The following is a 22953-nucleotide window of genomic DNA, read 5'->3' as shown; positions in this document are numbered from 1 at the left end:
TAAGTTAAAATGCTAATTATTCTTCTATAACCGTACTAACATGTGACACTGGGTGGGCAAAGTAGTTGCCTTGCATTAGTGTCACATTCGCCTTTTTAAGTGCGGTTACTATGGTTGCATTTTCTACCGACTCTGCCATTAATTGCAAACCAAGTTGATTAGCAAAACTGGCTATATGTTCAATAAATAAATAGATATCTTTGTCATTCACTATTTGCTTTATTAGTGCGCCATCTAGCTTAATACCATCTACTTCCAGCTTAAGTACGTTTGATATATTTGAATAACCACTACCAAAGTCATCAATAATAACCTTAACGCCTTTCGTTTTAACCATTCCAATAAATGCTTTCACCTCAGAAAAGTTGGCAATAGCTTGGGTTTCTAAAAGCTCTAGTGTGATATTACCAGGATGCGGGTAGCGCTTAAGTTCGTCCGCAATAAACTCACTTAAATTAGGGTCGAGCATATCTTGTGCTGTTATATTTAAACTCCAGCAAATATCGGTTTTTCTAAAGCGACTAACACATTGTGAAAATATAGTACGGGTAAGTATTCCGTCCATTCTTGAGCGAGTAACAACATTTAAAAATGCATCAGGTTTCAACACTTCCCCTTGCGCCGTTACCATTCGAGCTAAACATTCGTATTGAACGACCTTGTTGGTATTTGTATCAATAATGGGTTGAAAGTAAGGCACTATACGGTTGTTATCAAACGCTTCACGCACCTCTTTAGCCATTTCAACATTGTATTGATATTGCGTTTTTACATCGTGTAGCGCTTTTGAGTAGTTAACTACGCTATGCCTGCCTTGTTTAGCTTGCAGCGCCGCTATATGAGCGTTTTCAAGTAGTAGCGATTTATTGCCACTGGCAATACCTGCACATAGAGTTATATAAATAAAAGGGTCAGTTAACACTGGGGTATTAAAGTTATATGTTTTTACGAGATCGGTAAATTCGTCATTGCTCATTTCTTTAGGCGCGAGTAATACTATTTTGTTGGTTGCTAGTCTGTATATATGGCAATGCGCAGAGCTTCTGAGTTTAAAGTGAATAAGTAAGTTTTTCATTACTTTATCACCCACTTCAGTGCCGTAGAAACTGTTTATATCTTCTATTTCATTAACCCAAATAACGGCTAACTGCATGTGATGAGCATTACTTTTTTTAATAAAGTACTCAAGAGCAATATGATTTGAAAAACCAGTACTTGAGTCAGTTGCTAAAGAGCGCTTTAGTAAATAAATATATATGGCGGCAACTAGTATCGCGATAAAAAAGAAGAAGCTCGCCATGGCAGCTGCTTTTGATACGCTTTCTTTAAGTTTCTCGTTTAAATTGTAAATAGTTATATCGGCACCCGTTAAATAGGTATTGCCGTTAATAGGGTCAACGTAAGGAATAAAAATAGTTTTAAAGTGGCCCCACTGATCGCTCGATATTTCAAATACAGGCTCGGTTGAGTAAAAAGCACTTATATTTGCATCGGTAGCTTCAGGGTAGAGATCTAAAAATTGAGTGACTTTGCCATTATTCTGATCGTCTTGCGTGTAGCTTGATGAGCTAAAAAGAACCTTTCCGTCTTTTAAAATCATTGAATACACATAAGCAATATCAAGTGCTTGAGCAAACTCAGAGAGCTGTTTACTCTTATTTTGATAGTAAGAAAAACTTATGTTGTCGCCTTGATTAACCGCACTTAAGTAATTTTCACCTAGAATATGTTTAACGCTGGTGGCGGCATTAAGTAAGCGATTATCAACCGACTGCATTATTTCAGCACGCGTGGTTTGGTAAGTGTAGTAAACATAGGTAAGCAAGCTTATTAAAAATAAGCTAAAGCCTGCCACTATCCAACTAACTTTGACTCTTCCTTCTGGCATATGTGTCCCTTTTTTGTTATCAAATTTATTATACCCAAAATAAGTAAATGCCCAATAAATAATTAGGTTTGGTAGAGTTTTAATTAAATTATCATTTTTTTGTCATCGCTTTGATTGCTTTTATAGGTTTAAACGAGACATTTTAGTTATATTGCAGTAAAGTTAGCGCAATTTTTAAAGAAACACGATTGCTCTAAATGTCCTAATAATTAGGCGTTTTTGATGGGTAAGCGCGTGTTTTAGCTACACACACTAGGTATTGAGATGGATCAAAAGCGTTGTGCCGTCGCCTCTAAAGAAAGCCTTAAGCGTATATTTACTGTACCTGAAGCGCCAGACTCAACTTTAAGCAAAATCGAGCTTGAAATTTCGAGTAATTTAGCAGGTTTTCTAAACGAAAATATAGCGGCAATTGAAAAACCATTACATGAAATCGAAAAAGATTTTCAGTCGGCAGTGATCCCAGAGGATCCAACGTTTGTATCTGCTTATGCCCAAGACATAATGGAGCAACTTGTTGCACATTCTGTGCATACAGCTGCGCCTAGCTTTATTGGTCACATGACCTCTGCCTTGCCGCATTTTTTATTACCGCTGTCAAAATTGATGGTAGGGCTAAATCAAAATCTAGTAAAAATAGAAACGTCTAAAGCGTTTACGCCTCTTGAACGTCAAGTGCTTGGAATGATGCATCATTTAGCTTATGGGCAAGAAGATTCATTTTATTCTAAATGGATGCACAGTGCTAAAACCTCACTAGGTGCATTTTGCTCTGGTGGAACGGTTGCTAATATTACTGCGCTTTGGATTGCTCGAAACCGCTTATTAAAACCCGATGGCGATTTTAGAGGTATCGGCGCACAAGGCCTAATTGCCGGTATGCTGCATTACGGCTATAAAGGTTTAGCAGTATTAATATCAGAACGCGGACATTACTCGTTAGGTAAATCGGTTGATTTACTCGGTATTGGCCGCGATAACTTAATTGGTATTAAAACCTGCGAAAATAATAAAGTTGATGTAGGAGCTATGCGCGAAAAAGCACGTGAGCTTGAATCGCAAGGCATTAAAGTAATGGCGATTATTGGGGTAGCGGGTACAACCGAAACCGGTAATATTGACCCACTTGATGAAATGGCCGACTTAGCACAAGACATTAACTGCCATTTTCATGTAGATGCTGCATGGGGAGGAGCAACCCTTTTATCGAACACGCATCGCCCTTTATTAAAAGGGATTGAGCGAGCAGATTCAATTACCATCGATGCACATAAACAAATGTATGTACCAATGGGAGCGGGCTTAGTTTTATTTAAAGATCCCGCTGCAACTGATGCAATAGAGCATCACGCTGAGTACATATTACGTAAAGGTTCAAAAGACTTAGGTAGCCACACGCTTGAAGGCAGCCGACCTGGTATGGCAATGTTAGTACACGCTTGCTTACGTGTTATTGGTCGCAAAGGTTACGAAATGCTGATTGATCGAAGCATCAAAAAAGCACATTACTTTGCTGATTTAATTAAGGCTGATGAAGACTTTGAGCTTATTTCGGAGCCTGAGTTGTGCTTATTAACGTATCGTTATGTACCTAAGCAAATTAAACAAGCAATAGCCGATGCTGATGCAGCAACTCGGTTAGATATTTTTGCTTCACTGAACCGTTTTACTGCCAGTATGCAAAAACGTCAGCGAGAGTCTGGTCGCTCATTTGTATCACGTACTCGTTTAACGCCTTCTAAATACGACAATCAACCTACAGTTGTATTTAGAGTGGTACTTGCAAACCCGCTTACATCAGGCGCTATTTTAAAAGAGATATTGGCTGAGCAAAAAGAGTTGGCTGCAACAGATCCTGTATTCAAAAAATACTTAAGAAAGTATATGTAATCTAAATACAAAAAAGGGTCCATAAGGACCCTTCTTAATATCAAAAGTACTTATTAATGTAAAATACGTGCTCTAATTGTACCCTCAACAGCGCTTAGTTCTTTAAGTGCTACTTCAGATTGATCTGTATCTACATCAATAACTACATAACCAATAGATGCGTCTGTTTGTAGGTATTGCGCAGCAATGTTAATACCGTGCTGTGCAAACGCTTGGTTAATTTGCGTTAGTACACCAGGGCGGTTGTGGTGCACGTGTAATAAACGGCTACGATTAGCAAGCTCAGGCAGCGATACTTCAGGGAAGTTAACGGCAGTAATAGTTGAGCCATTATCTGAGTATTTAGCCAGTTTACCCGCTACTTCAATACCAATGTTTTCTTGCGCTTCTTGTGTAGAACCACCAATGTGCGGCGTTAAAATAACATTGTCGAATTGGCGCAGTGGCGATACAAATTCTTCATCGTTAGATTTTGGCTCAGTAGGGAACACATCGATTGCTGCACCACTTAGTTTTTTCTCTGTTAGTGCTTCTGCAAGTGCATCAATATCAACAACAGTTCCGCGTGAAGCGTTGATCAAAATAGATCCCTGCTTCATAACAGCAAGTTCTGCGCTACCAATAAGATTTTTAGTTTGCGGTGTTTCTGGTACGTGTAAGCTAATAATATCAGAGCGTTGTAACAGCTGAGTTAGGTTGTGAACTTGTTTTGCATTACCGAGTGATAACTTATCTTCGATATCGTAATATTCAACGTTCATACCGATGTTTTCAGCCATAATGCCTAGCTGAGTACCAATGTGACCGTAGCCAATAATACCTAATGTTTTACCACGTGCTTCAAACGAACCATTTGCTGTTTTTAACCAGCCACCACGATGAGCCGCTGCATTACGCTCTGGAATACCGCGTAATAAAAGTAGGATTTCACCAAGTACAAGTTCAGCAACTGAACGAGTATTAGAAAATGGTGCGTTAAATACAGCAATACCGCGTTCGCGTGCTGCATCTAAATCAACTTGGTTTGTACCAATACAAAAACACCCAACAGCAACTAGCTTGTCAGCTGAGTCTAATACGGCTTGGTTAATATGAGTACGAGAACGAAGTCCTACAAAGTGAACATCTTTAATGCGCTCTTTTAATTCGTCCTCAGGTAAGGATGTTTTAACGTAGTCGATATTGCTGTAACCGTTACGTTTTAGCGTTTCAACAGCGCTTTGGTGAACACCTTCAAGCAAGAGAATTTTAATTTTGTCTTTTGCTAACGATACCTTACTCATAACCTCATCCTATTTAATTTGTGGCCCATTTTTAGTACCGATAATCACTTTATCAGCACCACGCATAGCAAATAGGCCGTTGGTAACTACGCCAACAATTGAATTTATTTGTGCTTCAAGTTGTTTAGCATTGGTAATTTTTAAGTTAAATACATCTAATATAACGTTACCGTTATCGGTAACTACGCCTTGGCGATAAACCGGGTCACCACCAAGCTTTAATAATTCTCGTGCAACGTAGCTGCGAGCCATTGGAATAACTTCTACCGGAAGCGGGAAGTCGCCTAATGTTTTTACTAATTTTGTGTCATCTACAATACACACAAATTGTTTAGCTACAGCGGCTACTATTTTTTCGCGAGTGAGGGCTGCACCGCCACCTTTAATCATTTCGTTTTGGGCGTTTATTTCGTCAGCACCGTCAACGTATACATCTAAAGCAGCAACGTTATTAAGCTCAAATACTTCAATACCTAACGCTTGTAGGCGCGCGGTTGAGGCTTCTGAACTTGATACAGCGCCTACAATAGTGTCCTTTACTGAGCCAAGGGCATCAATAAAGTGATTAACAGTAGAGCCTGTACCCACACCTACAATAGTGTTTTCTTTTACAAACTCGAGTGCTGCCCAAGCAGCTGCTTTTTTTAATTCGTCTTGTGTCATTGCTTTGTGCTCATGTATGTCAGAAATATGCGGTTAGTAATCAAATTTAATTGTTACCAACAGTATGTTTTATCTGGGGTGATAATGGTTTTAAGTGGTACATCCCACGACTCGATTGGTAGGGCCTCAACTTTTTGGCATTCATGTGCAAGGCCAATTAGTTGTGGTTTTTGCCAATTTTGTTCGTGTAAACGCGCCAATGTCCGGTCGTAAAACCCACCTCCCATTCCTAGGCGATTACCTTGTTTATCAAATGCAACTAATGGCATAAGGAGGTAATCAAGCACTGGTAATGGGCATATTTGAGAGCAGTTCAGCTTAGGCTCCAAGATACCATAGCGATTTGCTCTCATGGGTGAGTTTTTCTCATAGCGCTGAAATAGTAAATTAGCGCCATTGAATGGGTGTATTATAGGTAGGTAAACGGTATGGTTTAAACTCCATAATTCTTTAATTAACAATGAAGTGTCTAGCTCCCCATCGTTACTTAAGTAAATGGCAATATGCTTTGAATTCGTTGTTTTTTCGCTTTTTAAATGTTGAATAAAATTCATTTTTAGCGATTGCGCAGCAATTATTTGCTGATTATTTGACAAGTTTTTACGGGTGTTACGAATTTCTGCTCTTATTTTTGCACGTTTATTGCTCATTAAATTAATTAGCCATTCTTAAAAAGAGAATAAATCGGGAAAAATTAAAAAAACAGCCAGTACGACTAGCAAAATGGTGGCAGTTGCAATCAATGAATATAAAAGTAAGTTACTGCGTTTTTTAGGAGGCGCTAAATCATCATCTAGCATTAGATCGTCACCTTGCCATTCGTCAATACTTTCGTCTGGTGTTTTTAATTGAGCTTCAGGAAGGCGTTGCTCTAACTCGTCTAACTTTTCTTCAAGGCGAATTAAGCTGCTAGTGATGTAATCGAGTGCATCAAAAATACGTTCATCACGTTGATTGTTATTTGCAGCAGGGTTTGAGCCATTTTGAATGATGTTTGAAACAGCTTGAAGCTTACTTTTAATGCCTAAGCCTGCTAGTAACTTAGCCTGTTTTAACGCTTTGTCTTTATCGCTTGGTGCAAACAGTGGCTTACCTTTAAAAAAAAGAGCTACTTTTTCATCTGACGTTTTTAATTTTGCAGCTAAATTTGTACATGCTGTTTTTATGTCAACGTTATCGGCAAGTCCTGCAAATATAACGCGAAAGTTATCGGCCATTTAACTGTCCCTAAAGCTTTTATAATGAAATGAGTATATACCTAAAGTACAAAAGAATTCGAGGTCGATTTAATAGTTATTTTGTAGACGCGCTACAAACAATATAGCGAATAAGTTTTAGATGCAAAAACGGCCCTTAAAAGGGCCGTTTTTAATTTACTACAACAATTTTGGCTTAAAGGCCGGCAGCTGCGCGAAGTGCGTCTGCTTTATCTGTACGTTCCCAAGGGAATTCGTCACGACCAAAGTGGCCGTAAGCCGCTGTAGGAAGGTAGATAGGGCGCTCTAAATCAAGCATTTGAATTAAGCCGTAAGGGCGCAGGTCAAAATGTTCACGAATAAGCTCGATTAAACGGCTTTCTTCTAGCTTGCTTGTACCAAACGTTTCAACGCTGATAGAAGTAGGCTCTGCAACACCAATTGCGTAAGAAACTTGTAGCTCACACTTGTCAGCAAGACCAGCAGCAACAATGTTTTTAGCAACGTAACGTGCAGCGTATGCTGCTGAACGGTCAACTTTTGATGGATCTTTACCAGAGAAAGCCCCACCACCGTGACGAGCCATACCACCGTATGTATCTACAATGATTTTACGACCAGTTAAACCACAGTCACCCATTGGTCCGCCAATAACAAAGCGACCTGTTGGGTTAATGAAAAACTTAGTTGCACTTGTGATAAGTTCTGCAGGAAGTACCGGCTTGATGATAGTTTCCATTACCGCTTCTACTAAATCTTTTTGCGAAATGTCTTCGCTGTGCTGAGTAGAAAGTACAACAGCATCAATACCTACAGGTTTGCCATTTTCGTATGCAAAAGTAACTTGAGATTTTGCATCTGGACGTAACCAGTTAAGCTCGCCGCTTTTACGAACCTCAGCTTGGCGCTGTACTAAACGGTGTGAGTAAGTAATTGGAGCAGGCATTAGTACTTCTGTTTCGTTACATGCGTAACCAAACATTAAGCCTTGGTCGCCAGCGCCTTGCTCTTCTGGGCTAGTACGGTCAACACCTTGGTTAATGTCTGGAGACTGTTTACCAATAGTGTTTAAAATTGCACATGAATCGGCATCAAAGCCCATGTCTGAATTTGTGTAGCCAATGTCACGAATTGTTTTACGTGTAATTTCTTCGATATCAACCCATGCGCTAGTAGTGATTTCACCACCAACCATAACCATACCGGTTTTTACGTAAGTTTCGCATGCAACACGGGCATGAGAGTCTTGCTCTAGGATAGCATCAAGTACCGCATCAGAGATTTGATCGGCGATTTTATCCGGATGACCTTCAGAAACTGATTCAGAAGTAAATAAATGTTTTGCCATTGTAATTCTGCTCACAAATATTGCGCTTCACAAACGTCGGTATTAGCGCTAAAAAATTAAGGGGCGTATTTTATCGAAAACAAAACACCTTGCATAGTGTTTTTACGCCTAGACGTCTAAATAAAATTACTAATAACTTTTTGGTCTTAAAAAATATTCATAATGCCTCACTTTTATAGGGTTTTTAATTGCACACAGCCCCCACAATAAGTAAGAATGGTCGGTATAAACGAACCCAAGTTACTTGGGTGCATAAACAAACACATAAATACCCGCGCAAATACACATAAAGGTAGGAGAATTCATGCCATCTCGCAAAGAACTTGCAAATGCTATTCGCGTCTTGTCAATGGACGCAGTACAAAAGGCCAAATCTGGTCACCCTGGAGCCCCTATGGGCATGGCTGATATCGCAGAAGTATTATGGCGCGATTATCTAAAACATAACCCAACGAATCCAGAGTGGGCTGACCGTGACAGATTTATTCTTTCAAACGGCCACGGTTCAATGCTTATCTATTCTCTATTGCACCTAAGTGGTTACGACTTACCACTGGACGAAATTAAAAACTTCCGTCAAATGCATTCTAAAACACCAGGTCACCCTGAATATGGCTATGCACCAGGAATCGAAACTACTACGGGTCCATTAGGTCAAGGGATCACAAATGCCGTAGGTATGGCAATTGCTGAAAAAGCGCTAGCTGCACAGTTTAACCGTGAAGGTCACGATATTGTTGATCACTTTACCTATGCATTTATGGGCGATGGCTGCCTTATGGAAGGTATTTCTCATGAATCAGGTTCACTTGCAGGCACATTAGGTCTGGGTAAACTTGTTGCATTTTGGGATGACAACGGCATCTCAATCGATGGCGAAGTAGAAGGTTGGTTTACAGATGACACGCCAGCTCGCTTTAAAGCATACGGTTGGCATGTAATTAGTGGTGTTGATGGCCACGACAGCGATGCTGTAAGTGCTGCAATTGCAGAAGCAAAAAGCGTTACCGATAAACCTTCACTAATTTGTTGTAAAACAATTATTGGTTACGGCTCACCTAATAAATCAGGCAGCCATGATTGTCACGGTGCTCCACTAGGTGATGATGAAATTAAAGCATCTCGCGAATTTTTAGGTTGGACTGGCGATGCTTTCGAAATTCCTGATGATATTTACGCACAGTGGGATGGCAAAGAAAAAGGTCAACAGCTTGAATCAAGCTGGGACGAAAAATTTGCAGCATACGCAAAAGCATACCCAGAGCTTGCAGCTGAATACAAGCGTCGTATTAATAACGAACTTCCTGGCGATTGGGCTGAAAAATCTCAAGCGTATATTGAGCAATTACAAGCAAACCCAGCAAACCCAGCGTCTCGTAAAGCATCGCAAAATGCATTAAATGCGTTTGGTCCGTTATTACCAGAATTTATGGGTGGCTCAGCCGATTTAGCTGGCTCAAACTTAACAATTTGGGATGGCTCTAAAGGTTTAACACGCGATGATGCAAGCGGTAACTACATTTATTACGGTGTGCGTGAGTTTGGTATGTCGGCAATTATGAATGGTATTGCGCTTCATAAAGGTTTTATTCCTTACGGTGCTACGTTCTTAATGTTTGTTGAATATGCAAAAAATGCCGTTCGTATGGCTGCATTAATGAAGCAACCAAGCATTTTTGTATACACGCACGATTCAATTGGTTTAGGTGAAGATGGTCCAACTCACCAACCAGTAGAGCAAATTGCAAGCATGCGTTTAACGCCTAACTTATACAACTGGCGTCCATGTGACCAAGTTGAGTCGGCAATTGCATGGCAACAAGCTATTGAGCGTAAAGACGGTCCTACATCGTTAATCTTTACTCGCCAAGGTCTTGAGCAACAAGCGCGTGACGCACAGCAATTAAGTGACGTTAAAAAGGGTGGTTACATCCTTAGCTGTGACGGCAACCCAGAGATTATTTTCATTGCAACGGGTTCTGAAGTGCAACTAGCACAAGATTCAGCAAGCGAACTACGCAGCCAAGGTAAAAAGGTACGTGTTGTGTCTATGCCATGTACTGATGCCTTTGAAGATCAAAGCGCAGCATACAAAGAAAGCGTATTACCGGCATCTGTTTCACGCCGCGTAGCAGTAGAAGCAGGTATTGCTGACTACTGGTACAAGTACGTAGGTCTAAATGGCGCAGTAGTAGGTATGACCACCTTTGGTGAGTCAGCACCAGCTAATGAGTTGTTTGAGCACTTTGGTTTTACAGTGGCAAACATTGTAAGCAAAGCAAACGAGCTTTTTTAATCGCTTTGATTAAATAAAGTAAGTAATTGAAAAACCCGCACATGTTGCGGGTTTTTTTATGCCCTTACATGAAGCAACTTCACCTTGATCAATGCTGCTTTCCTTGCAAGAAAGTAAGCTATCAGGCAAGGTAGTGCGATAAAATTTATAAATAAAAATCTTAAATTAATAGCAGGAGCTAAAAATGCCAAAGTTCGATAACGTAAGTGTAGTAAAAAAAGCCAATGTATATTTTGACGGAAAAGTGTCGAGCCGTACCGTTATTTTAGGTGATGGCGAAGCGAAAACGTTAGGCTTTATGCAACCAGGTGAGTTTGTTTTTGATACAAACCAAAAAGAGTGCATGGAGCTTTTAGCTGGCCAATGGGATATTTTATTACCAGACGCAAGCGAGTGGAAAACATTTAACGCGGGTGAATCGTTTAATGTTGATGCAAATGTAAGCTTTAAAGTAAAAGTATCTGATTTTGCTGACTACTGTTGTTCGTACACAGATTAATCAGTACAGCTAGACGTCTGAAAGCCCATGCACTATGGGCTTTGCATAAACTTTGCGCAACACATGATTTAAATCACCAAAAACCGCAAATAAACCTCAAATATCTCTCTTTTTTCCTTGTGTTAATCTAAATAGCCCCCAATACTATTTATGAGGTAACAAATAAAAGGATACCCTATGAAAATTAATCTTTCTGGTCACCATGTTGAAGTTACTGACTCTATTAGAGAGCACATCAACGAAAAATTTTCAAAAATCGAGAGCCATTTCCCATCGCTTATTGCACTCGAAATTATTTTGTCTAAAGAACATCATAAAATCCAAGCTGAAATTAGCACTAATTATGAAGGCACGCGCATATCGGTAAAAGGGGAAAACGAAGTTATGTACCCTGCCATTGCAAGTGCAGCTAAAAAACTCGATGCAGCACTAAAACATCGAAAAGGGCAGATAAAAGCAAACTTACACGAAAAGCCTGTTAGCACTACACCTGAAATCGCACACGAGATCATCCAAGAGATGGATCTTAAATAAAATTTAGTCACAAAGTATTGTAAAAAAGAGCCGTATGGCTCTTTTTTATTGCCTGTAATTTAGGTAAGTTATGCGTTCTTGCAGTTTATTAATTATAAAGGTTAGGGTCTGTTTATCTTTCGAGGTTGAATTTACAGCTGTATGTTGGGCTTTTAGGCAAGGCAGAGCCTATGTAGTGTGGTTCTTCCCCATAAATAGGCGATAACGCAGCATAAAAGCCCAACATACGCTGCCCAAAGGGTTCTGCCTAGGGACGATTAACTCTTTATTACTCGATTTTTACTTAGCCCACTAGGTTACAAACCTCGCGCTGCGATTAAATCGCCCCTAGATTGAATAAATTTCAATCCTGAAAGGTCAACAGACCCTGATAAAAAGAACACACAACACACATATTTTGAGAAATTAATGCACAAAACAAAAGCAGTATGGAAGTCTCGACTAGGTGCGCTTGGGCCTGGAATACTAATGGCAACAGCCGCTATTGGCGGATCTCACCTAGTTGCCTCTACGCAAGCTGGGGCAATATTTGGCTGGCAATTATTTTGGCTTATCCTCGTTGTTAATGTTTTAAAGTACCCATTTTTTCGCTTTGGTATGGAATACACACTCGCCACTAAAAATAGCCTAGTGGAGGGCTATAAAAGCAAAGGTCCGTTTTACTTCTACAGTTTTATTGGCTTAAACATTGTTGCCGCTGTTGTTAATACCGCCGGCGTATTACTGCTTACCGCAAGCTTACTGCATTACGCCTTACCCGTGGTTATTGAAGTAACCTTGCTTTGTTGGATCCTGCTGGGGGTATGTTTAGTTATATTGCTACTTGGACACTTTAAAGCGCTAGATAACGTTGCCAAAGGCATTATGGGGCTGCTTACGCTCGCTACTTTGATTGCCCTTGCCATTGCATTTAGTAACGGCCCAATGGCACCTGCTGATTATGTGGGACCTTCACCGTATGAACTTGCCATGCTTAGCTTTATGGTGGCTTTAATGGGCTGGATGCCAGCCCCTATCGAAATATCTGCATTAAGTTCTTTATGGCTAAAAGAAAAACAAGCCCAGCAAACAGTTTCTAAAAGCCAAGGCTTGTTCGATTTTAACGTAGGTTACTGGCTTACAGCTGGTTTAGCCTTGGTATTTTTTAGCTTAGGTGTATTAGTGCAGTACGGGCAAACCAGTAGTATAGAACTTGGCGGTGTCGCGTTTGCCAAGCAGCTTATTGATATGTACGCATTAACAATAGGCGAGTGGGCAAGGCCGCTTGTATCAGCAATCGCCTTTTTATGTATGTTTGGCACTACACTCACCGTGCTAGATGGCTACGCCCGTACGCTTAACGAATCTCATAAACTACTTGGTTTTAAGCAATCAAAGCACAGCTTAAATATTTGGCTTGTATTGCAAGCACTTGCTGGTATGGCCGTTATTTTATTTTTTAAATCAGCCCTTGGCCCCATGCTCACGTTTGCGATGACGCTTTCATTTGTTACAACGCCTATTTTTGCATGGCTTAACTTTAGCCTTGTACGATCAGAGCCTGCTATAAAGCACAGCGTGTTACTACGTGGTTTAACGTGGTTAGGGCTAGTGTACTTAGTTGGCTTTGCTGTTGCGTTTGTGGTTTGGAAACTAGCAGCCTAAATAGAGCCACTTACTTTAGGGTTTTAATTAAAGCCCTAAAGCATTAAATTCTAGGATTAAACGAGGTATAAATGGATATTAGAATAGGTGAGCTTTCAAACCCACACGTTATAAAACTACTACAAGCGCATCATAACGATATGTTAAAACACTCACCCGTTGAGAGCGTACATGCACTTGATGTGAGTAAACTCACTCAGCCCGATATAACTTTTTATAGCTTATGGATTGATAATAATTTAGCGGGTGTTGGCGCTTTAAAAACGCTAAATACAACGCATGGCGAAATTAAATCAATGCGCACATCAAGCAACTATTTACGGCAAGGCATAGCCGCTAAGTTACTCTCCCATATTATTGAGCAAGCAACTTTGCGTTGTTACAAAACGGTAAGCTTAGAAACCGGTACCGCTGAGGCATTTTTGCCCGCACAAAAGCTTTACGCTCAATTTGGTTTTAAAGAGTGCGAACCATTTGGGGTTTATGAGCTAGATCCGTATAGTTTGTTTATGAGTAAAGTGCTTTAAGTTGTATGCGCTCATTATTTATAGCGAAACGAAAAGTCATGTTCAAAAGCAGATCATAAAAAGCAATTAAAAGAGTTTTTAGAGGTGTGGCGCAATGAGCAAACGTGATTTATTTTCAGAATTAACTACAGCACTTGTGGACGCTAAAGCGCATTCACAAGGAAAGCTAACGTTAGGTACTCATTCAGTAAATGATATTAACGATCTTGTTATCTCCCCTGATGAAATAGTAAATATTCGAGAAACATCCAGCTTACACCAGCAAGAACGCTCGAAAATTGGGAACAAGGACGCAGCGCACCAAATGGGCAAGCGATAACATTGTTAAAGCTTGTGCAGCGTCAACCTGAGACGCTAAATCATATAGCGGAGTTATAGAGATTATGGATCTCATTCAAGTAAATACGACACTTAAGCAAGTTTGATTTATTATGAATCATAAAAAGAGACGCGACCCCATCATATTAAATGTTTGAAACTTGAATAGCGTAAATATTTTGATTCCAACTTTTCTGATTGTGCTGTATGAGAGGGATGAAATAAGCTTCCATTCTCACCGCTAAAAACTGAGCAAAAATATAATGAGTTTAATATATTAATCAATCTAAAAAAATTACTTTCTGTACCGTAGTTACTTTCAGGTTTTAGGGCGTGCAGTATTGAATGCCTATTTAGGCTATGAGATTCATTAAATGTATTAGTATGTTGGTATAAAGATTTTTCTAAAAACCACTTTAAAGATTCAATTACTTGGATGCTTTCATCATAAGTGTCATGCAACTTTATATCTAGGAAATCTTGAGGGACATAATCACAAGAATTAAAGATATAGTGCTTAATATAGTAGCGCTGGAGCTTGATGAGATTTTCCATTAACTCTTTGGAAGAAACAGATGAAGCCTTTACGCCAAGATCCCTAATTATACCCTCTATACATGGTAATAATGAAATTACTGCAACTTTAAATAATCCTAAGTGGTAAGCTTTTAGCGACTCTCCTAATATTTCAATGTACTTAGAAATATGTTTGTTGGTTGAGTATGTGCTTGTTAAAAGTTCAGGTAACCCTAAAGTACTTTTGAAAAAATCGGCAATTATTTTTTCATTTATATTGTTATCTTGGTTTTCAGATAATGTCTTTAAAAGCATTTCTTGATCACCATTAGAGATTAAAGTTGGCAGAACCATACCAATTTTATAAAATTCATTTCTAAGAAATATCAACCCATTAAGTTTATTATTTTTAAGAGCTCTTGATTTACTAACAGGGAAAAAAGCTGTTCTTTTTCCTATAGTAACTTTATATCCTTTAATACCTAAAAACCGTCCTACTGTAATTTTTTCCAATTTAGCATGAGAGTAAATTGACTTAATTATCGAAGATGTCTTTTCAAAGTCATTTAGTGAGTTCTTCTTTAATAAATCTTTATAGAGCTTTCGAAATTTAAGATCGCAAATGGTAGGTTCTATCATGTCAAATCACTTTATTATTAACGCGGTAAGTCGGGTTGTTTCTAGTAAATTCATCATTTTTGTCGGATGGCGTGGCTTTGCCACTTATCCGACCTACGTCAAAAGGTAGGTTGGTTAAGTCGAAGGCGCCACCCAACAGAGTTTCAGATAAACGCCTTGAGGGTCCGCTACTGGAACTGAACTGTCGTTAATTCGCATCTAACTTAGCTCTTTTATCGCTCTACTTATCCCATCTAAGCTCAGCGCATACATGCGGTTGTTCATTAACTCTTTTATAAAGCCAATCGATTGATAGTACGGCCAGTGTTCAACGGGTTGTGGGTTGAGCCAGGCGACTTTATCAAAGTGGTTTGTTATACGTTGTAACCATGCACTGCCGGGCTCTTCATTGTAATGTTCTACCGAGCCGCCGGGGTAGGCTATTTCGTAAGGTCCCATAGTGGCATCGCCGACAAATATTACTTTATAGTCGCTGGTGAACTTGTTTATGAGCGTCATGGTGTCAATCACGTTTGAATGGCGGCGCGCGTTGTCTTGCCAAACGTGCTCGTATAAACAGTTATGAAAGTAGTAAAACTCTAGGTGTTTAAATTCGCTGTGGGCGGCGCTAAATAATTCTTCGCAGGTGTGGATGTAGTCATCCATTGAGCCGCCAATATCAAATAGCATCAATACTTTTACTGCATTGTGGCGCTCGGGCGCCATTTTTACATCAAGCATGCCGCCTTGTTTTGCAGTAGCGCGAATAGTCTCGTTTAAATCAAGCGTGTCGCTTGCGCCTGTGCGGGCGAACTTACGTAACTTTTTAAGGGCGAGTTTAATTGTGCGCGAGCCAATTTCTCTGTCGGTGTCGAGGTTTTTGTATTCTCGTTTATCCCACACTTTTACCGCTTGGCGGTTACGATTGCCGTCTTGACCTATGCGCACGCCTTCTGGGTTATAGCCGTATGCACCAAAAGGTGATGTACCGCCAGTGCCCACCCATTTATTGCCGCCAGCGTGGCGTTTTTGCTGCTCTTCTAAACGCTCTTTTAGGGTTTTCATAAGCTCGTCGAGTCCGCCCATGGCTTTAAGTTGGGCTTTTTCTTCATCGCTTAGGTTTTTTTCGAATTCTTTACGTAGCCAGTCTTCAGGTAAGTTGTGCTGTTGCTTTAAGCTCTCGAGCAAATCGAGGTCAGCAATACCACTAAAATAGTCGCTAAAGGCTTTGTCGAATCGGTCAAAGTGCGTTTCGTCTTTTACCATTATGGTGCGTGCTAAATGGTAAAAGGCGTCTACATCGGCAAATATAACGCCTTTTTTTAAGGCGTTTATTAAATCGAGTAGCTCGCGTAGGCTTACCGGTAAGCGGTATTTACGTAGCGTGAAAAAAAACTGTACTAACATGTTAGCGACGGCTCATAAAGGCGAGTTTTTCGATTAGGCTTATGTCTTGCTCATTTTTAAGCAGTGCGCCAAACATGGGCATTAATCCGCCTTTTTTAGCTTTGTCGTGCAGTGTTTTAGCGTCTATGTCTTCTGCCATAAGTAGTTTAAGCCAGTCGAGTAATTCGCTGGTGGATGGCTTCTTTTTAAGGCCGTTAGCTTCGCGCAGGTTAAAAAACACTTCGAGTGCTTGGCGTACTAAATCTTGCCTAACGTTAGGGTAGTGCACGTCAATAATTTGCTGCATTTCGTCGCTGCTAGGAAAATCAATGTAATGAAAAAAGCAGCGGCGTAAAAATGCGTCCGGTAATTCTTTTTCGTTATTTGATGTGATGATCACAATAGGGCGCTCTTTTGCGACAATGCGCTCGTTAGTTTCGTAAACATGAAACTCCATTTTATCAAGCTCAAGTAGTAAGTCGTTTGGGAACTCTATGTCGGCTTTGTCTATTTCATCAATTAATAATACGGGGCGTTTGCCGTTAAGCTCTGCATACGTAAATGCCTGCCAAAGCTTACCTTTAACGATGTAGTTGCCAATATTGTGTACACGCTCGTCACCTAATTGGCTGTCGCGCAGGCGCGAAACCGCGTCGTACTCGTATAAACCTTGCTGCGCTTTAGTGGTCGATTTTATATGCCACTGAATAAGCGTGGTATCTAGGCTTTTAGCCAACTCCTCAGCCAGCATGGTTTTACCTGTGCCTGGTTCGCCTTTAATTAAAAGTGGTTTTTCAAGCATAATGGCAGCATTTACAGCTTGTTTAAGTGCGCTACTCGCTATGTAATTGTCAGTTGAATTAAATTGCACGGTGTACCCTTGTCTGGTCTGAGGAGTAAGTTATTTTGTTATAATGCCATAGTTAAACGGCAGGTCCAAGGTAGGCAAAACGCTGTATGACCTCACCTTCTTTTTCAACAGTTTCTAAAAACATACTAAGTGGGCGCGCCCACATACCAAATTCACCATAGAGTGCTTGATAAATCACAAGCTGCTCCTCGGTTTCGCTATGGGTGGCAACATGAACAACTTTGTATTGCGGCCCTTTGTAGTGTTGGTATATGCCTGGTTTGAGTGAAAGTGGTTTTATTGCTGTAGTCATGTTTTGATCTCTTGTATAATTTGGCTTTGCACTTTTAATGTTAACTAATTTGCCAATACTATGAACTATATTTCGCTAGATGATTACAAAAAAGCATGGGTTTTTCGTCATAAAGACTTACCTGTATCAGATGAAGACGCAGTAAAAATAAAGCCTATGGGAGATGAGCGCGCAGCCGTACTTTGGACAACCATGGTAAGCCGTGAGTTTGATCACCCAGATTTTTTTGAAGACACCGATTGGTGTGGCCAAGAAAAAAGCTTTAGCCAAGAAGTAGATTGGCAAGATGCGTGGGAAAATGGTGATGCGCAACCACCAGAAGCAATCTTAACGTTTTTAGATTGGGAAGCTAACACCACTGTTTATTTTTGTATGGCACGCGATAATATTATCGAAACAACATTTGATGTATTTAAACGCAATTGGCAAAACTTTATGTTTTTAGCTGATGGCAGTTTGCTGATTGGTAAAAAGCGTAATACGGTTGTGCAATTTTTAGAATCAGGTAAAGCAAAATTAGGTGAAAAGCCAAGCGCTTAATTAGTGCGCTGCGCTTAAAAAACATTCAATACTGTGTTATAAAACATTTACCTGAATATTTTTGAGTACAGCTTTTGGTCGCTAAAAATCAGTCACTTGGTGCTCAGCAGCAAGTTGAAATTTGGCAAACTGATGCACAAAAAGTGTTGTATGCACAATTGTGTAATGCGTTTTATCAGCGTGAGGTTCAGCGATTAGTTGCAGAGCCTAATGCCGATAAACTGCGCCGCCAGTTAAAAAGCCTACCTTATTATATTGAGCGAGCTGCAACGTTAGTTGCCAATGGTGACACGCCTTTTACGCTGGACGCGCAAAATGGTACGTGGCTTGAAAAGCAAAAACCGACCCCACCCGATGTGAATGTTCAAGCTAATGAACTTTTTTATCAAACGTATGCCAAAGTGGGGCTTATAGTGCCCGTTATATTACATGGCTACGATCAGGTGCGTCTTAGAATAGACAGTATCGATCAGTTAGGCGAAAATAAGCTGCATTGTAACGAGCTTGGTTGGTTTGATTTTTTAGGAAATGGGCTAGAGCAGCAAAATGCTCAGTTAATAAAGCCAAGTAAAGTGAGTTTAACCGCTGCATGTTGCGGGCATCAGTGGCAATTTTCGAAGCGTTGTATGCCACGGGTTTTATCACTACGCGAAATGCTTTTAGCGGGTAGTATTAATTGGCGCAATTTAAAGCGCCCCTTAGCGTATTAAAGTTAAGGTATTTGGAATTTAAAATAAGGAGTGTTAAATGCGTATTTTTCAAGTTGGCTTACTGTGCTTAGCACTGTTTGTACAATACAGATTATGGTTTGGTCATAATGGTTTACAAGACTACACACGGCTAAAAGGTGCTGTAGCGTCGCATCAAGAAACCAACGAAAAGCTCATTAAACGTAATAAAGTACTTAAAGCAGATATTGAAGATTTAAAGCTTGGCCAGGAAGGCATTGAAGAGCGTGCACGCAACGAATTGGGAATGATTAAACCGGACGAAACATTTATTCGTGTTTTACCGGGCAAACAATATGACAAATAAACAGACTATTGCAGCAATTGTACCTGCTGCGGGCGTTGGCAGTAGAATGCAGCACAATGCGCCTAAGCAATATATACAATTAGCCGGTAAAACCATTTTAGAACACACCTTAGCTAAACTTTCTCAATTATCTCAATTACGCACTATTGTTGTTGCCCTTAGCGACAGCGACCCCTATTTTGACGAACTCCCACTGCTTGATAAGCGCATTGTGCGAGCCAGTGGCGGTAAAGAGCGTGCAGATTCAGTACTCAATAGCTTACTTTTTTTAGCGCCTAACCCGCCTACATGGGTGTTGGTGCACGATGCTGCCCGCCCGTTAGTTAATATTAGTGATATAGAACGCTTAATTGATGAATGCATGTGTGCTGATGAAGGCGGTATTTTAGCTAGCAAAGTAAAAGACACTATAAAACGTGGCCACACACATGCCCTACAAACTGTGCCACGAGACGATTTATGGCAAGCACTTACCCCACAATTTTTTAAATATGACGAGCTTAAAAATGCACTTCAAAACGCATTAGCAAGTGGGGCAACTATTACAGACGAAGCCAGTGCTATTGAATGGGCGGGCAAACCGGTAAAGCTTGTGGCAGGGCGCAGCGATAATATTAAAATAACCACGCCAGAGGATTTAGATTTGGCTGGGTTTTTATTACATAAACAACAAAACGAGAGTGCATTATGATACGAATTGGCCATGGTTTTGACGTACATAAATTTGGCGGCGAAGGCCCGTTAACTATTTGTGGTGAAAAAATTGATTATCCACAAGGCTTTTTAGCGCACTCAGATGGCGATGTCGCTATTCATGCATTATGTGATGCTATTTTAGGCTCGCTTGCAATGGGTGATATTGGTAAGCACTTTCCAGATACGGCTAGCGAGTATGAAAATATCGACAGCCGTATTTTACTTCGCCATGTGGTGAGCTTAGCTAAAGAGCAAGGTTATGTAATTGGCAATGGCGATGTGACTATTGTTGCACAAGCGCCAAAAATGCTGCCACACATTCAAGCTATGCGTGCTAATTTAGCCAGCGATTTAAATTGTGACCTTAGCCAAATTAACGTTAAAGCCACTACTACCGAAAAGCTAGGCTTTGAAGGGCGCAGGGAAGGCATTTCTAGCCATGCGGTGGTTATTATGAGTAAAGAGCTTGCGAGTACAAAAAACGCATGAGCGATTTAAATTATTTATACGGTGCACCGCTTTCTAAAGCTGATTTTAAAACCACTGCTGAAGACTTTATGGTTGATGAAGACTTAGGTATAGAATTTACCGGTAGTGGCGAACACGTGTGTTTGCAGGTGGTTAAAAAAGGCGAAAATACGCAATACGTTGCAAAGCTAATTGCACAGCGTGCGGGTGTTTCACCGCGAGACGTAAGTTACGCCGGCATGAAAGATCGTCACGGAGTGTGCTCACAGTGGTTTAGTGTAAAAGTACCGATTAAAAAGCCTATCGATTTTAGCGATTTAAATAGCGAGAGTATTTTTATTGTGTCGCAACAGCGCCACGATCGTAAATTACGTACGGGTTGCCACAAAGGTAATAGATTTACTATTACGCTTCGTAATGTAACCAAGCCCCTTGATATTTTATGCCGTATTAATGCAGTACGCGCAGGTGTGCCTAATTACTTTGGTGAACAGCGCTTTGGGCATGGCGGTCATAACTTAGTAATGGCTGAAAAAATGTTTGCAGGGGAGCGCATTCGCGATAAAAAACTGCGCGGCATTATTATTTCAGCAGCGCGCTCTCATGTGTTTAATCAAATAGTAAATTTACGTGTTAAAGAGCATGGTTTAGCTAAAACAATGCACCGTGAAGTATTTATGCTCAGCGGCAGTAATGCATTTTTTGAAGATGCAATTAACGACGAAAACATAGAGCGATTAGCCACTGGCGATATTATGATGTCGGCACCTATGGTGGGTAAAAGCGAAAAAGGTTTAACCGAACAAGAAAAAATATGGCTTGAACCTTTCCAAACATGGTGCGATGGCTTGGGTGAGCTAGGCCTTAAAAATGAGCGCAGGATGCTGCGTTTAATTCCGCAAAACTTAACGGTTGAGACCATAGATGAAACCAGTTTAAAACTGAGTTTTGGTTTGCCAAAAGGGTGTTTTGCAACTGCATTATTACGTGAGCTGGTGGATTATAAAGATGCTAGCCCTCGAGAGCGCAAAGAAAAGGATAATGACATAAATGAAGATACTGTTAAGTAACGATGATGGCGTAAATGCTAAAGGCATTGCGGTTTTATATCAGGCGCTTATACAAATTGCAGATGTAACCCTTGTTGCACCTGATCGCAACTGTAGTGGCGCAAGTAATTCTTTAACATTAATGAACCCGCTACGAGCAACTACACTCGAAAATGGTTTTATGTCGGTTAATGGCACACCTACTGATTGTGTACATTTAGGTGTAAATCAGTTAGCTGATGAAAAACCAGACCTTGTTGTTGCTGGTATTAACCATGGTGCCAATTTAGGTGATGATACGCTTTATTCCGGTACTGTTGCCGCTGCAACTGAAGGTCGCCATTTAGGCTTACCTGCAATTGCAGTATCGCTTTGCTCACATAAAGGCGAGCATTTTGAAACAGCCGCTGCTGTTACCGTAAATATTATTAAAGGACTAGCTTCGCATCCGCTTCCAAAAGATCAAATAATAAATATAAATGTGCCAGATATTCCATTAAGTGAATTAAAAGGGGTGCAAGTAACTCGTTTAGGTGCTCGTCATAAAGCAGAAACCATGACCAAACAAACCGATCCTTGGGGTCGAGATATTTATTGGTATGGATCGCTGGGCATAGAAAGCGATGCAGGTGAGGGGACCGACTTTTACGCAATTAATAACGGTTATGCCTCTGTTACGCCATTGAGTGTTGATATGACAGCCAAAGACAGCCTAAAAGCAGTAGGAGACTGGTTAGCCGATTTGGAGATTAATCGTGCTCGCTAATTATACCCGCAGTGCAAAAGCGCTATCTGACTTACTAAAGCGCGAAGGCGTTGAAGATACACAAGTACTGAATGCTATCGCTGATATTCCGCGACATATATTCGTAGACGATGTGCTAAAACACAAAGCTTATGAAAATACGGCGCTACCTATTGGGCAAGGGCAAACTATTTCCCAGCCTTATATAGTAGCGCGCATGACAGAGCTACTTCGTTTAGCTGGTGTGCGCAATAAAGTGCTGGAAATTGGTACTGGCTCTGGATATCAAACTGCAATATTAGCCAAAACGTTTACAAAAGTTTATTCGGTAGAGCGTATTAAAACGCTTCAGTGGCAGGCAAAGCGTCGATTGCAACAACTCGATTTATATAATGTAACCATGAAGCATGGTGATGGTTGGCAAGGCTGGCAATCACAAGCACCTTTTGATGGTATTATAGTGACTGCTGCGGCTTCTAAAGTTCCGCAAGACTTACTTGCTCAGTTAGCCGATGGAGGCGTGTTATTAGCGCCCATTGGTGAGAGCGATCAAAAATTAGTAATGGTTATCCGCGAAGGCGATAATTATAAAGAGCATGTTATTGCTCCCGTTAGATTTGTGCCGTTAGTACCTGGCGATATTGAATAGGA

24 protein-coding genes and 1 pseudogene are annotated in these 22953 nt (G+C 40.5%); 15 read left to right on the top strand and 10 right to left on the bottom strand.

Features of this window, described 5'->3' with window-relative positions; translation table 11 throughout:
* Positions 1-16: 16 nt before the first annotated feature.
* Positions 17-1888 (bottom strand): EAL domain-containing protein, encoded by a 1872-nt coding sequence (locus AAEY62_RS12370; protein ID WP_350635032.1) that lies wholly within the window; start codon positions 1886-1888, stop codon positions 17-19.
* Between the two features lie 264 nt (positions 1889-2152).
* Between AAEY62_RS12370 and panP the strand changes: the two genes are divergently transcribed.
* Positions 2153-3778 carry a pyridoxal-dependent aspartate 1-decarboxylase PanP gene (gene panP, locus AAEY62_RS12365; protein ID WP_024594075.1) on the top strand — a complete coding sequence of 542 codons (1626 nt, stop codon included), beginning with the start codon at positions 2153-2155 and terminating at the stop codon, positions 3776-3778.
* A 53-nt stretch (positions 3779-3831) separates the two neighbouring features.
* On the opposite strand, the gene serA is transcribed toward panP, so the two are convergent.
* From serA to metK, 5 genes are all read right to left on the bottom strand, one after another.
* Positions 3832-5061: a phosphoglycerate dehydrogenase gene (serA, locus tag AAEY62_RS12360; protein WP_024594074.1), complete on the bottom strand. Its 1230-nt coding sequence runs from the start codon at positions 5059-5061 to the stop codon at positions 3832-3834.
* A gap of 9 nt (positions 5062-5070) precedes the next feature.
* The gene (gene rpiA / locus AAEY62_RS12355) at positions 5071-5724 is read right to left on the bottom strand and encodes a ribose-5-phosphate isomerase RpiA (protein ID WP_007584757.1); all 654 of its coding nucleotides are present in this window, start codon (positions 5722-5724) and stop codon (positions 5071-5073) included.
* 53 nt (positions 5725-5777) lie between these two features.
* The gene (locus AAEY62_RS12350) at positions 5778-6374 is read right to left on the bottom strand and encodes a 5-formyltetrahydrofolate cyclo-ligase (RefSeq protein WP_101164181.1); all 597 of its coding nucleotides are present in this window, start codon (positions 6372-6374) and stop codon (positions 5778-5780) included.
* 18 nt (positions 6375-6392) lie between these two features.
* Positions 6393-6941, bottom strand: coding sequence for a hypothetical protein (locus AAEY62_RS12345; RefSeq protein WP_101164182.1), 549 nt, complete (start codon positions 6939-6941; stop codon positions 6393-6395).
* 175 nt (positions 6942-7116) lie between these two features.
* Complete coding sequence (gene metK, locus AAEY62_RS12340; RefSeq protein WP_101164183.1) at positions 7117-8268, bottom strand: methionine adenosyltransferase; 1152 nt, start codon at positions 8266-8268, stop codon at positions 7117-7119.
* Positions 8269-8572: 304 nt separating this feature from the next.
* Here metK and tkt point away from each other — a divergent pair, with 304 nt between their 5' ends.
* The 6 genes and pseudogenes from tkt (at position 8573) to AAEY62_RS12310 (ending at position 14146) form a co-directional block, all read left to right on the top strand.
* A complete protein-coding gene (tkt, locus tag AAEY62_RS12335; protein ID WP_350635031.1) occupies positions 8573-10564 on the top strand; it encodes a transketolase in 1992 nt (663 codons plus the stop codon).
* Between the two features lie 184 nt (positions 10565-10748).
* Positions 10749-11063, top strand: coding sequence for a pyrimidine/purine nucleoside phosphorylase (gene ppnP / locus AAEY62_RS12330; RefSeq protein WP_165736236.1), 315 nt, complete (start codon positions 10749-10751; stop codon positions 11061-11063).
* Between the two features lie 177 nt (positions 11064-11240).
* Positions 11241-11597: a ribosome hibernation-promoting factor, HPF/YfiA family gene (gene hpf / locus AAEY62_RS12325; protein ID WP_007584763.1), complete on the top strand. Its 357-nt coding sequence runs from the start codon at positions 11241-11243 to the stop codon at positions 11595-11597.
* Between the two features lie 468 nt (positions 11598-12065).
* The gene (locus tag AAEY62_RS12320; protein WP_350635038.1) at positions 12066-13241 is read left to right on the top strand and encodes an NRAMP family divalent metal transporter; all 1176 of its coding nucleotides are present in this window, start codon (positions 12066-12068) and stop codon (positions 13239-13241) included.
* Positions 13242-13312: 71 nt separating this feature from the next.
* Entirely contained in the window at positions 13313-13768 is a 456-nt protein-coding gene (locus tag AAEY62_RS12315) for a GNAT family N-acetyltransferase (RefSeq protein WP_350635030.1), read from the top strand.
* A gap of 94 nt (positions 13769-13862) precedes the next feature.
* A pseudogene (locus AAEY62_RS12310) lies at positions 13863-14146 on the top strand (helix-turn-helix domain-containing protein).
* An 81-nt stretch (positions 14147-14227) separates the two neighbouring features.
* Here the strand turns inward: AAEY62_RS12310 and AAEY62_RS12305 are convergent.
* The 4 genes from AAEY62_RS12305 to AAEY62_RS12290 form a co-directional block, all read right to left on the bottom strand.
* Positions 14228-15241: a hypothetical protein gene (locus AAEY62_RS12305; protein WP_165736238.1), complete on the bottom strand. Its 1014-nt coding sequence runs from the start codon at positions 15239-15241 to the stop codon at positions 14228-14230.
* 198 nt (positions 15242-15439) lie between these two features.
* Positions 15440-16627 (bottom strand): vWA domain-containing protein, encoded by a 1188-nt coding sequence (locus tag AAEY62_RS12300; protein WP_350635028.1) that lies wholly within the window; start codon positions 16625-16627, stop codon positions 15440-15442.
* Between the two features lies 1 nt (position 16628).
* A complete protein-coding gene (locus AAEY62_RS12295) occupies positions 16629-17477 on the bottom strand; it encodes an AAA family ATPase (RefSeq protein ID WP_350635027.1) in 849 nt (282 codons plus the stop codon).
* 52 nt (positions 17478-17529) lie between these two features.
* Positions 17530-17769 carry a DUF1653 domain-containing protein gene (locus AAEY62_RS12290; RefSeq protein WP_024594065.1) on the bottom strand — a complete coding sequence of 80 codons (240 nt, stop codon included), beginning with the start codon at positions 17767-17769 and terminating at the stop codon, positions 17530-17532.
* A 60-nt stretch (positions 17770-17829) separates the two neighbouring features.
* Between AAEY62_RS12290 and AAEY62_RS12285 the strand changes: the two genes are divergently transcribed.
* From AAEY62_RS12285 to AAEY62_RS12250, 8 genes are all read left to right on the top strand, one after another.
* Entirely contained in the window at positions 17830-18309 is a 480-nt protein-coding gene (locus tag AAEY62_RS12285; RefSeq protein ID WP_010554439.1) for a DUF2947 domain-containing protein, read from the top strand.
* Positions 18310-18383: 74 nt separating this feature from the next.
* Positions 18384-19019 (top strand): hypothetical protein, encoded by a 636-nt coding sequence (locus tag AAEY62_RS12280; protein ID WP_002958964.1) that lies wholly within the window; start codon positions 18384-18386, stop codon positions 19017-19019.
* A 37-nt stretch (positions 19020-19056) separates the two neighbouring features.
* Positions 19057-19344, top strand: coding sequence for a cell division protein FtsB (gene ftsB / locus AAEY62_RS12275; protein WP_007584772.1), 288 nt, complete (start codon positions 19057-19059; stop codon positions 19342-19344).
* Positions 19334-20035, top strand: a complete 702-nt coding sequence (gene ispD, locus AAEY62_RS12270) for a 2-C-methyl-D-erythritol 4-phosphate cytidylyltransferase (RefSeq protein ID WP_101164189.1) — start codon at positions 19334-19336, stop codon at positions 20033-20035. Before ftsB ends, ispD begins: the two co-directional genes overlap by 11 nt.
* Positions 20032-20529, top strand: a complete 498-nt coding sequence (gene ispF / locus AAEY62_RS12265; RefSeq protein WP_010554441.1) for a 2-C-methyl-D-erythritol 2,4-cyclodiphosphate synthase — start codon at positions 20032-20034, stop codon at positions 20527-20529. The genes ispD and ispF overlap by 4 nt, the downstream gene beginning before the upstream one ends.
* Positions 20526-21578, top strand: coding sequence for a tRNA pseudouridine(13) synthase TruD (gene truD, locus AAEY62_RS12260; protein WP_024591481.1), 1053 nt, complete (start codon positions 20526-20528; stop codon positions 21576-21578). The genes ispF and truD overlap by 4 nt, the downstream gene beginning before the upstream one ends.
* A complete protein-coding gene (gene surE / locus AAEY62_RS12255; RefSeq protein WP_007584778.1) occupies positions 21559-22323 on the top strand; it encodes a 5'/3'-nucleotidase SurE in 765 nt (254 codons plus the stop codon). The genes truD and surE overlap by 20 nt, the downstream gene beginning before the upstream one ends.
* Entirely contained in the window at positions 22313-22951 is a 639-nt protein-coding gene (locus tag AAEY62_RS12250) for a protein-L-isoaspartate(D-aspartate) O-methyltransferase (protein WP_350635026.1), read from the top strand. The genes surE and AAEY62_RS12250 overlap by 11 nt, the downstream gene beginning before the upstream one ends.
* The last annotated feature ends 2 nt before the right edge of the window (positions 22952-22953 follow it).

It is taken from the genome of Pseudoalteromonas sp. GW168-MNA-CIBAN-0100, from assembly GCF_040309225.1.
Taxonomy (GTDB): domain Bacteria; phylum Pseudomonadota; class Gammaproteobacteria; order Enterobacterales; family Alteromonadaceae; genus Pseudoalteromonas; species Pseudoalteromonas arctica.
Note: the sequence above shows the minus strand (reverse complement) of the source record. Positions and strands in the feature narration are given on the sequence as shown.

Coding starts and splice junctions, on each gene's coding strand:
- AAEY62_RS12320 (WP_350635038.1), top strand. CDS start 12,066: ATGGCAACAGCCGCTATTGGCGGATCTCACCTAGTTGCCTCTACGCAA.
- AAEY62_RS12285 (WP_010554439.1), top strand. CDS start 17,830: ATGAACTATATTTCGCTAGATGATTACAAAAAAGCATGGGTTTTTCGT.
- AAEY62_RS12315 (WP_350635030.1), top strand. CDS start 13,313: ATGGATATTAGAATAGGTGAGCTTTCAAACCCACACGTTATAAAACTA.
- AAEY62_RS12370 (WP_350635032.1), bottom strand. CDS start 1,888: ATGCCAGAAGGAAGAGTCAAAGTTAGTTGGATAGTGGCAGGCTTTAGC.
- AAEY62_RS12300 (WP_350635028.1), bottom strand. CDS start 16,627: ATGTTAGTACAGTTTTTTTTCACGCTACGTAAATACCGCTTACCGGTA.
- ispD (WP_101164189.1), top strand. CDS start 19,334: ATGACAAATAAACAGACTATTGCAGCAATTGTACCTGCTGCGGGCGTT.
- ispF (WP_010554441.1), top strand. CDS start 20,032: ATGATACGAATTGGCCATGGTTTTGACGTACATAAATTTGGCGGCGAA.
- ftsB (WP_007584772.1), top strand. CDS start 19,057: ATGCGTATTTTTCAAGTTGGCTTACTGTGCTTAGCACTGTTTGTACAA.
- ppnP (WP_165736236.1), top strand. CDS start 10,749: ATGCCAAAGTTCGATAACGTAAGTGTAGTAAAAAAAGCCAATGTATAT.
- truD (WP_024591481.1), top strand. CDS start 20,526: ATGAGCGATTTAAATTATTTATACGGTGCACCGCTTTCTAAAGCTGAT.
- panP (WP_024594075.1), top strand. CDS start 2,153: ATGGATCAAAAGCGTTGTGCCGTCGCCTCTAAAGAAAGCCTTAAGCGT.
- surE (WP_007584778.1), top strand. CDS start 21,559: ATGAAGATACTGTTAAGTAACGATGATGGCGTAAATGCTAAAGGCATT.
- AAEY62_RS12345 (WP_101164182.1), bottom strand. CDS start 6,941: ATGGCCGATAACTTTCGCGTTATATTTGCAGGACTTGCCGATAACGTT.
- AAEY62_RS12305 (WP_165736238.1), bottom strand. CDS start 15,241: ATGATAGAACCTACCATTTGCGATCTTAAATTTCGAAAGCTCTATAAA.
- hpf (WP_007584763.1), top strand. CDS start 11,241: ATGAAAATTAATCTTTCTGGTCACCATGTTGAAGTTACTGACTCTATT.
- tkt (WP_350635031.1), top strand. CDS start 8,573: ATGCCATCTCGCAAAGAACTTGCAAATGCTATTCGCGTCTTGTCAATG.
- AAEY62_RS12290 (WP_024594065.1), bottom strand. CDS start 17,769: ATGACTACAGCAATAAAACCACTTTCACTCAAACCAGGCATATACCAA.
- metK (WP_101164183.1), bottom strand. CDS start 8,268: ATGGCAAAACATTTATTTACTTCTGAATCAGTTTCTGAAGGTCATCCG.
- rpiA (WP_007584757.1), bottom strand. CDS start 5,724: ATGACACAAGACGAATTAAAAAAAGCAGCTGCTTGGGCAGCACTCGAG.
- serA (WP_024594074.1), bottom strand. CDS start 5,061: ATGAGTAAGGTATCGTTAGCAAAAGACAAAATTAAAATTCTCTTGCTT.
- AAEY62_RS12350 (WP_101164181.1), bottom strand. CDS start 6,374: ATGAGCAATAAACGTGCAAAAATAAGAGCAGAAATTCGTAACACCCGT.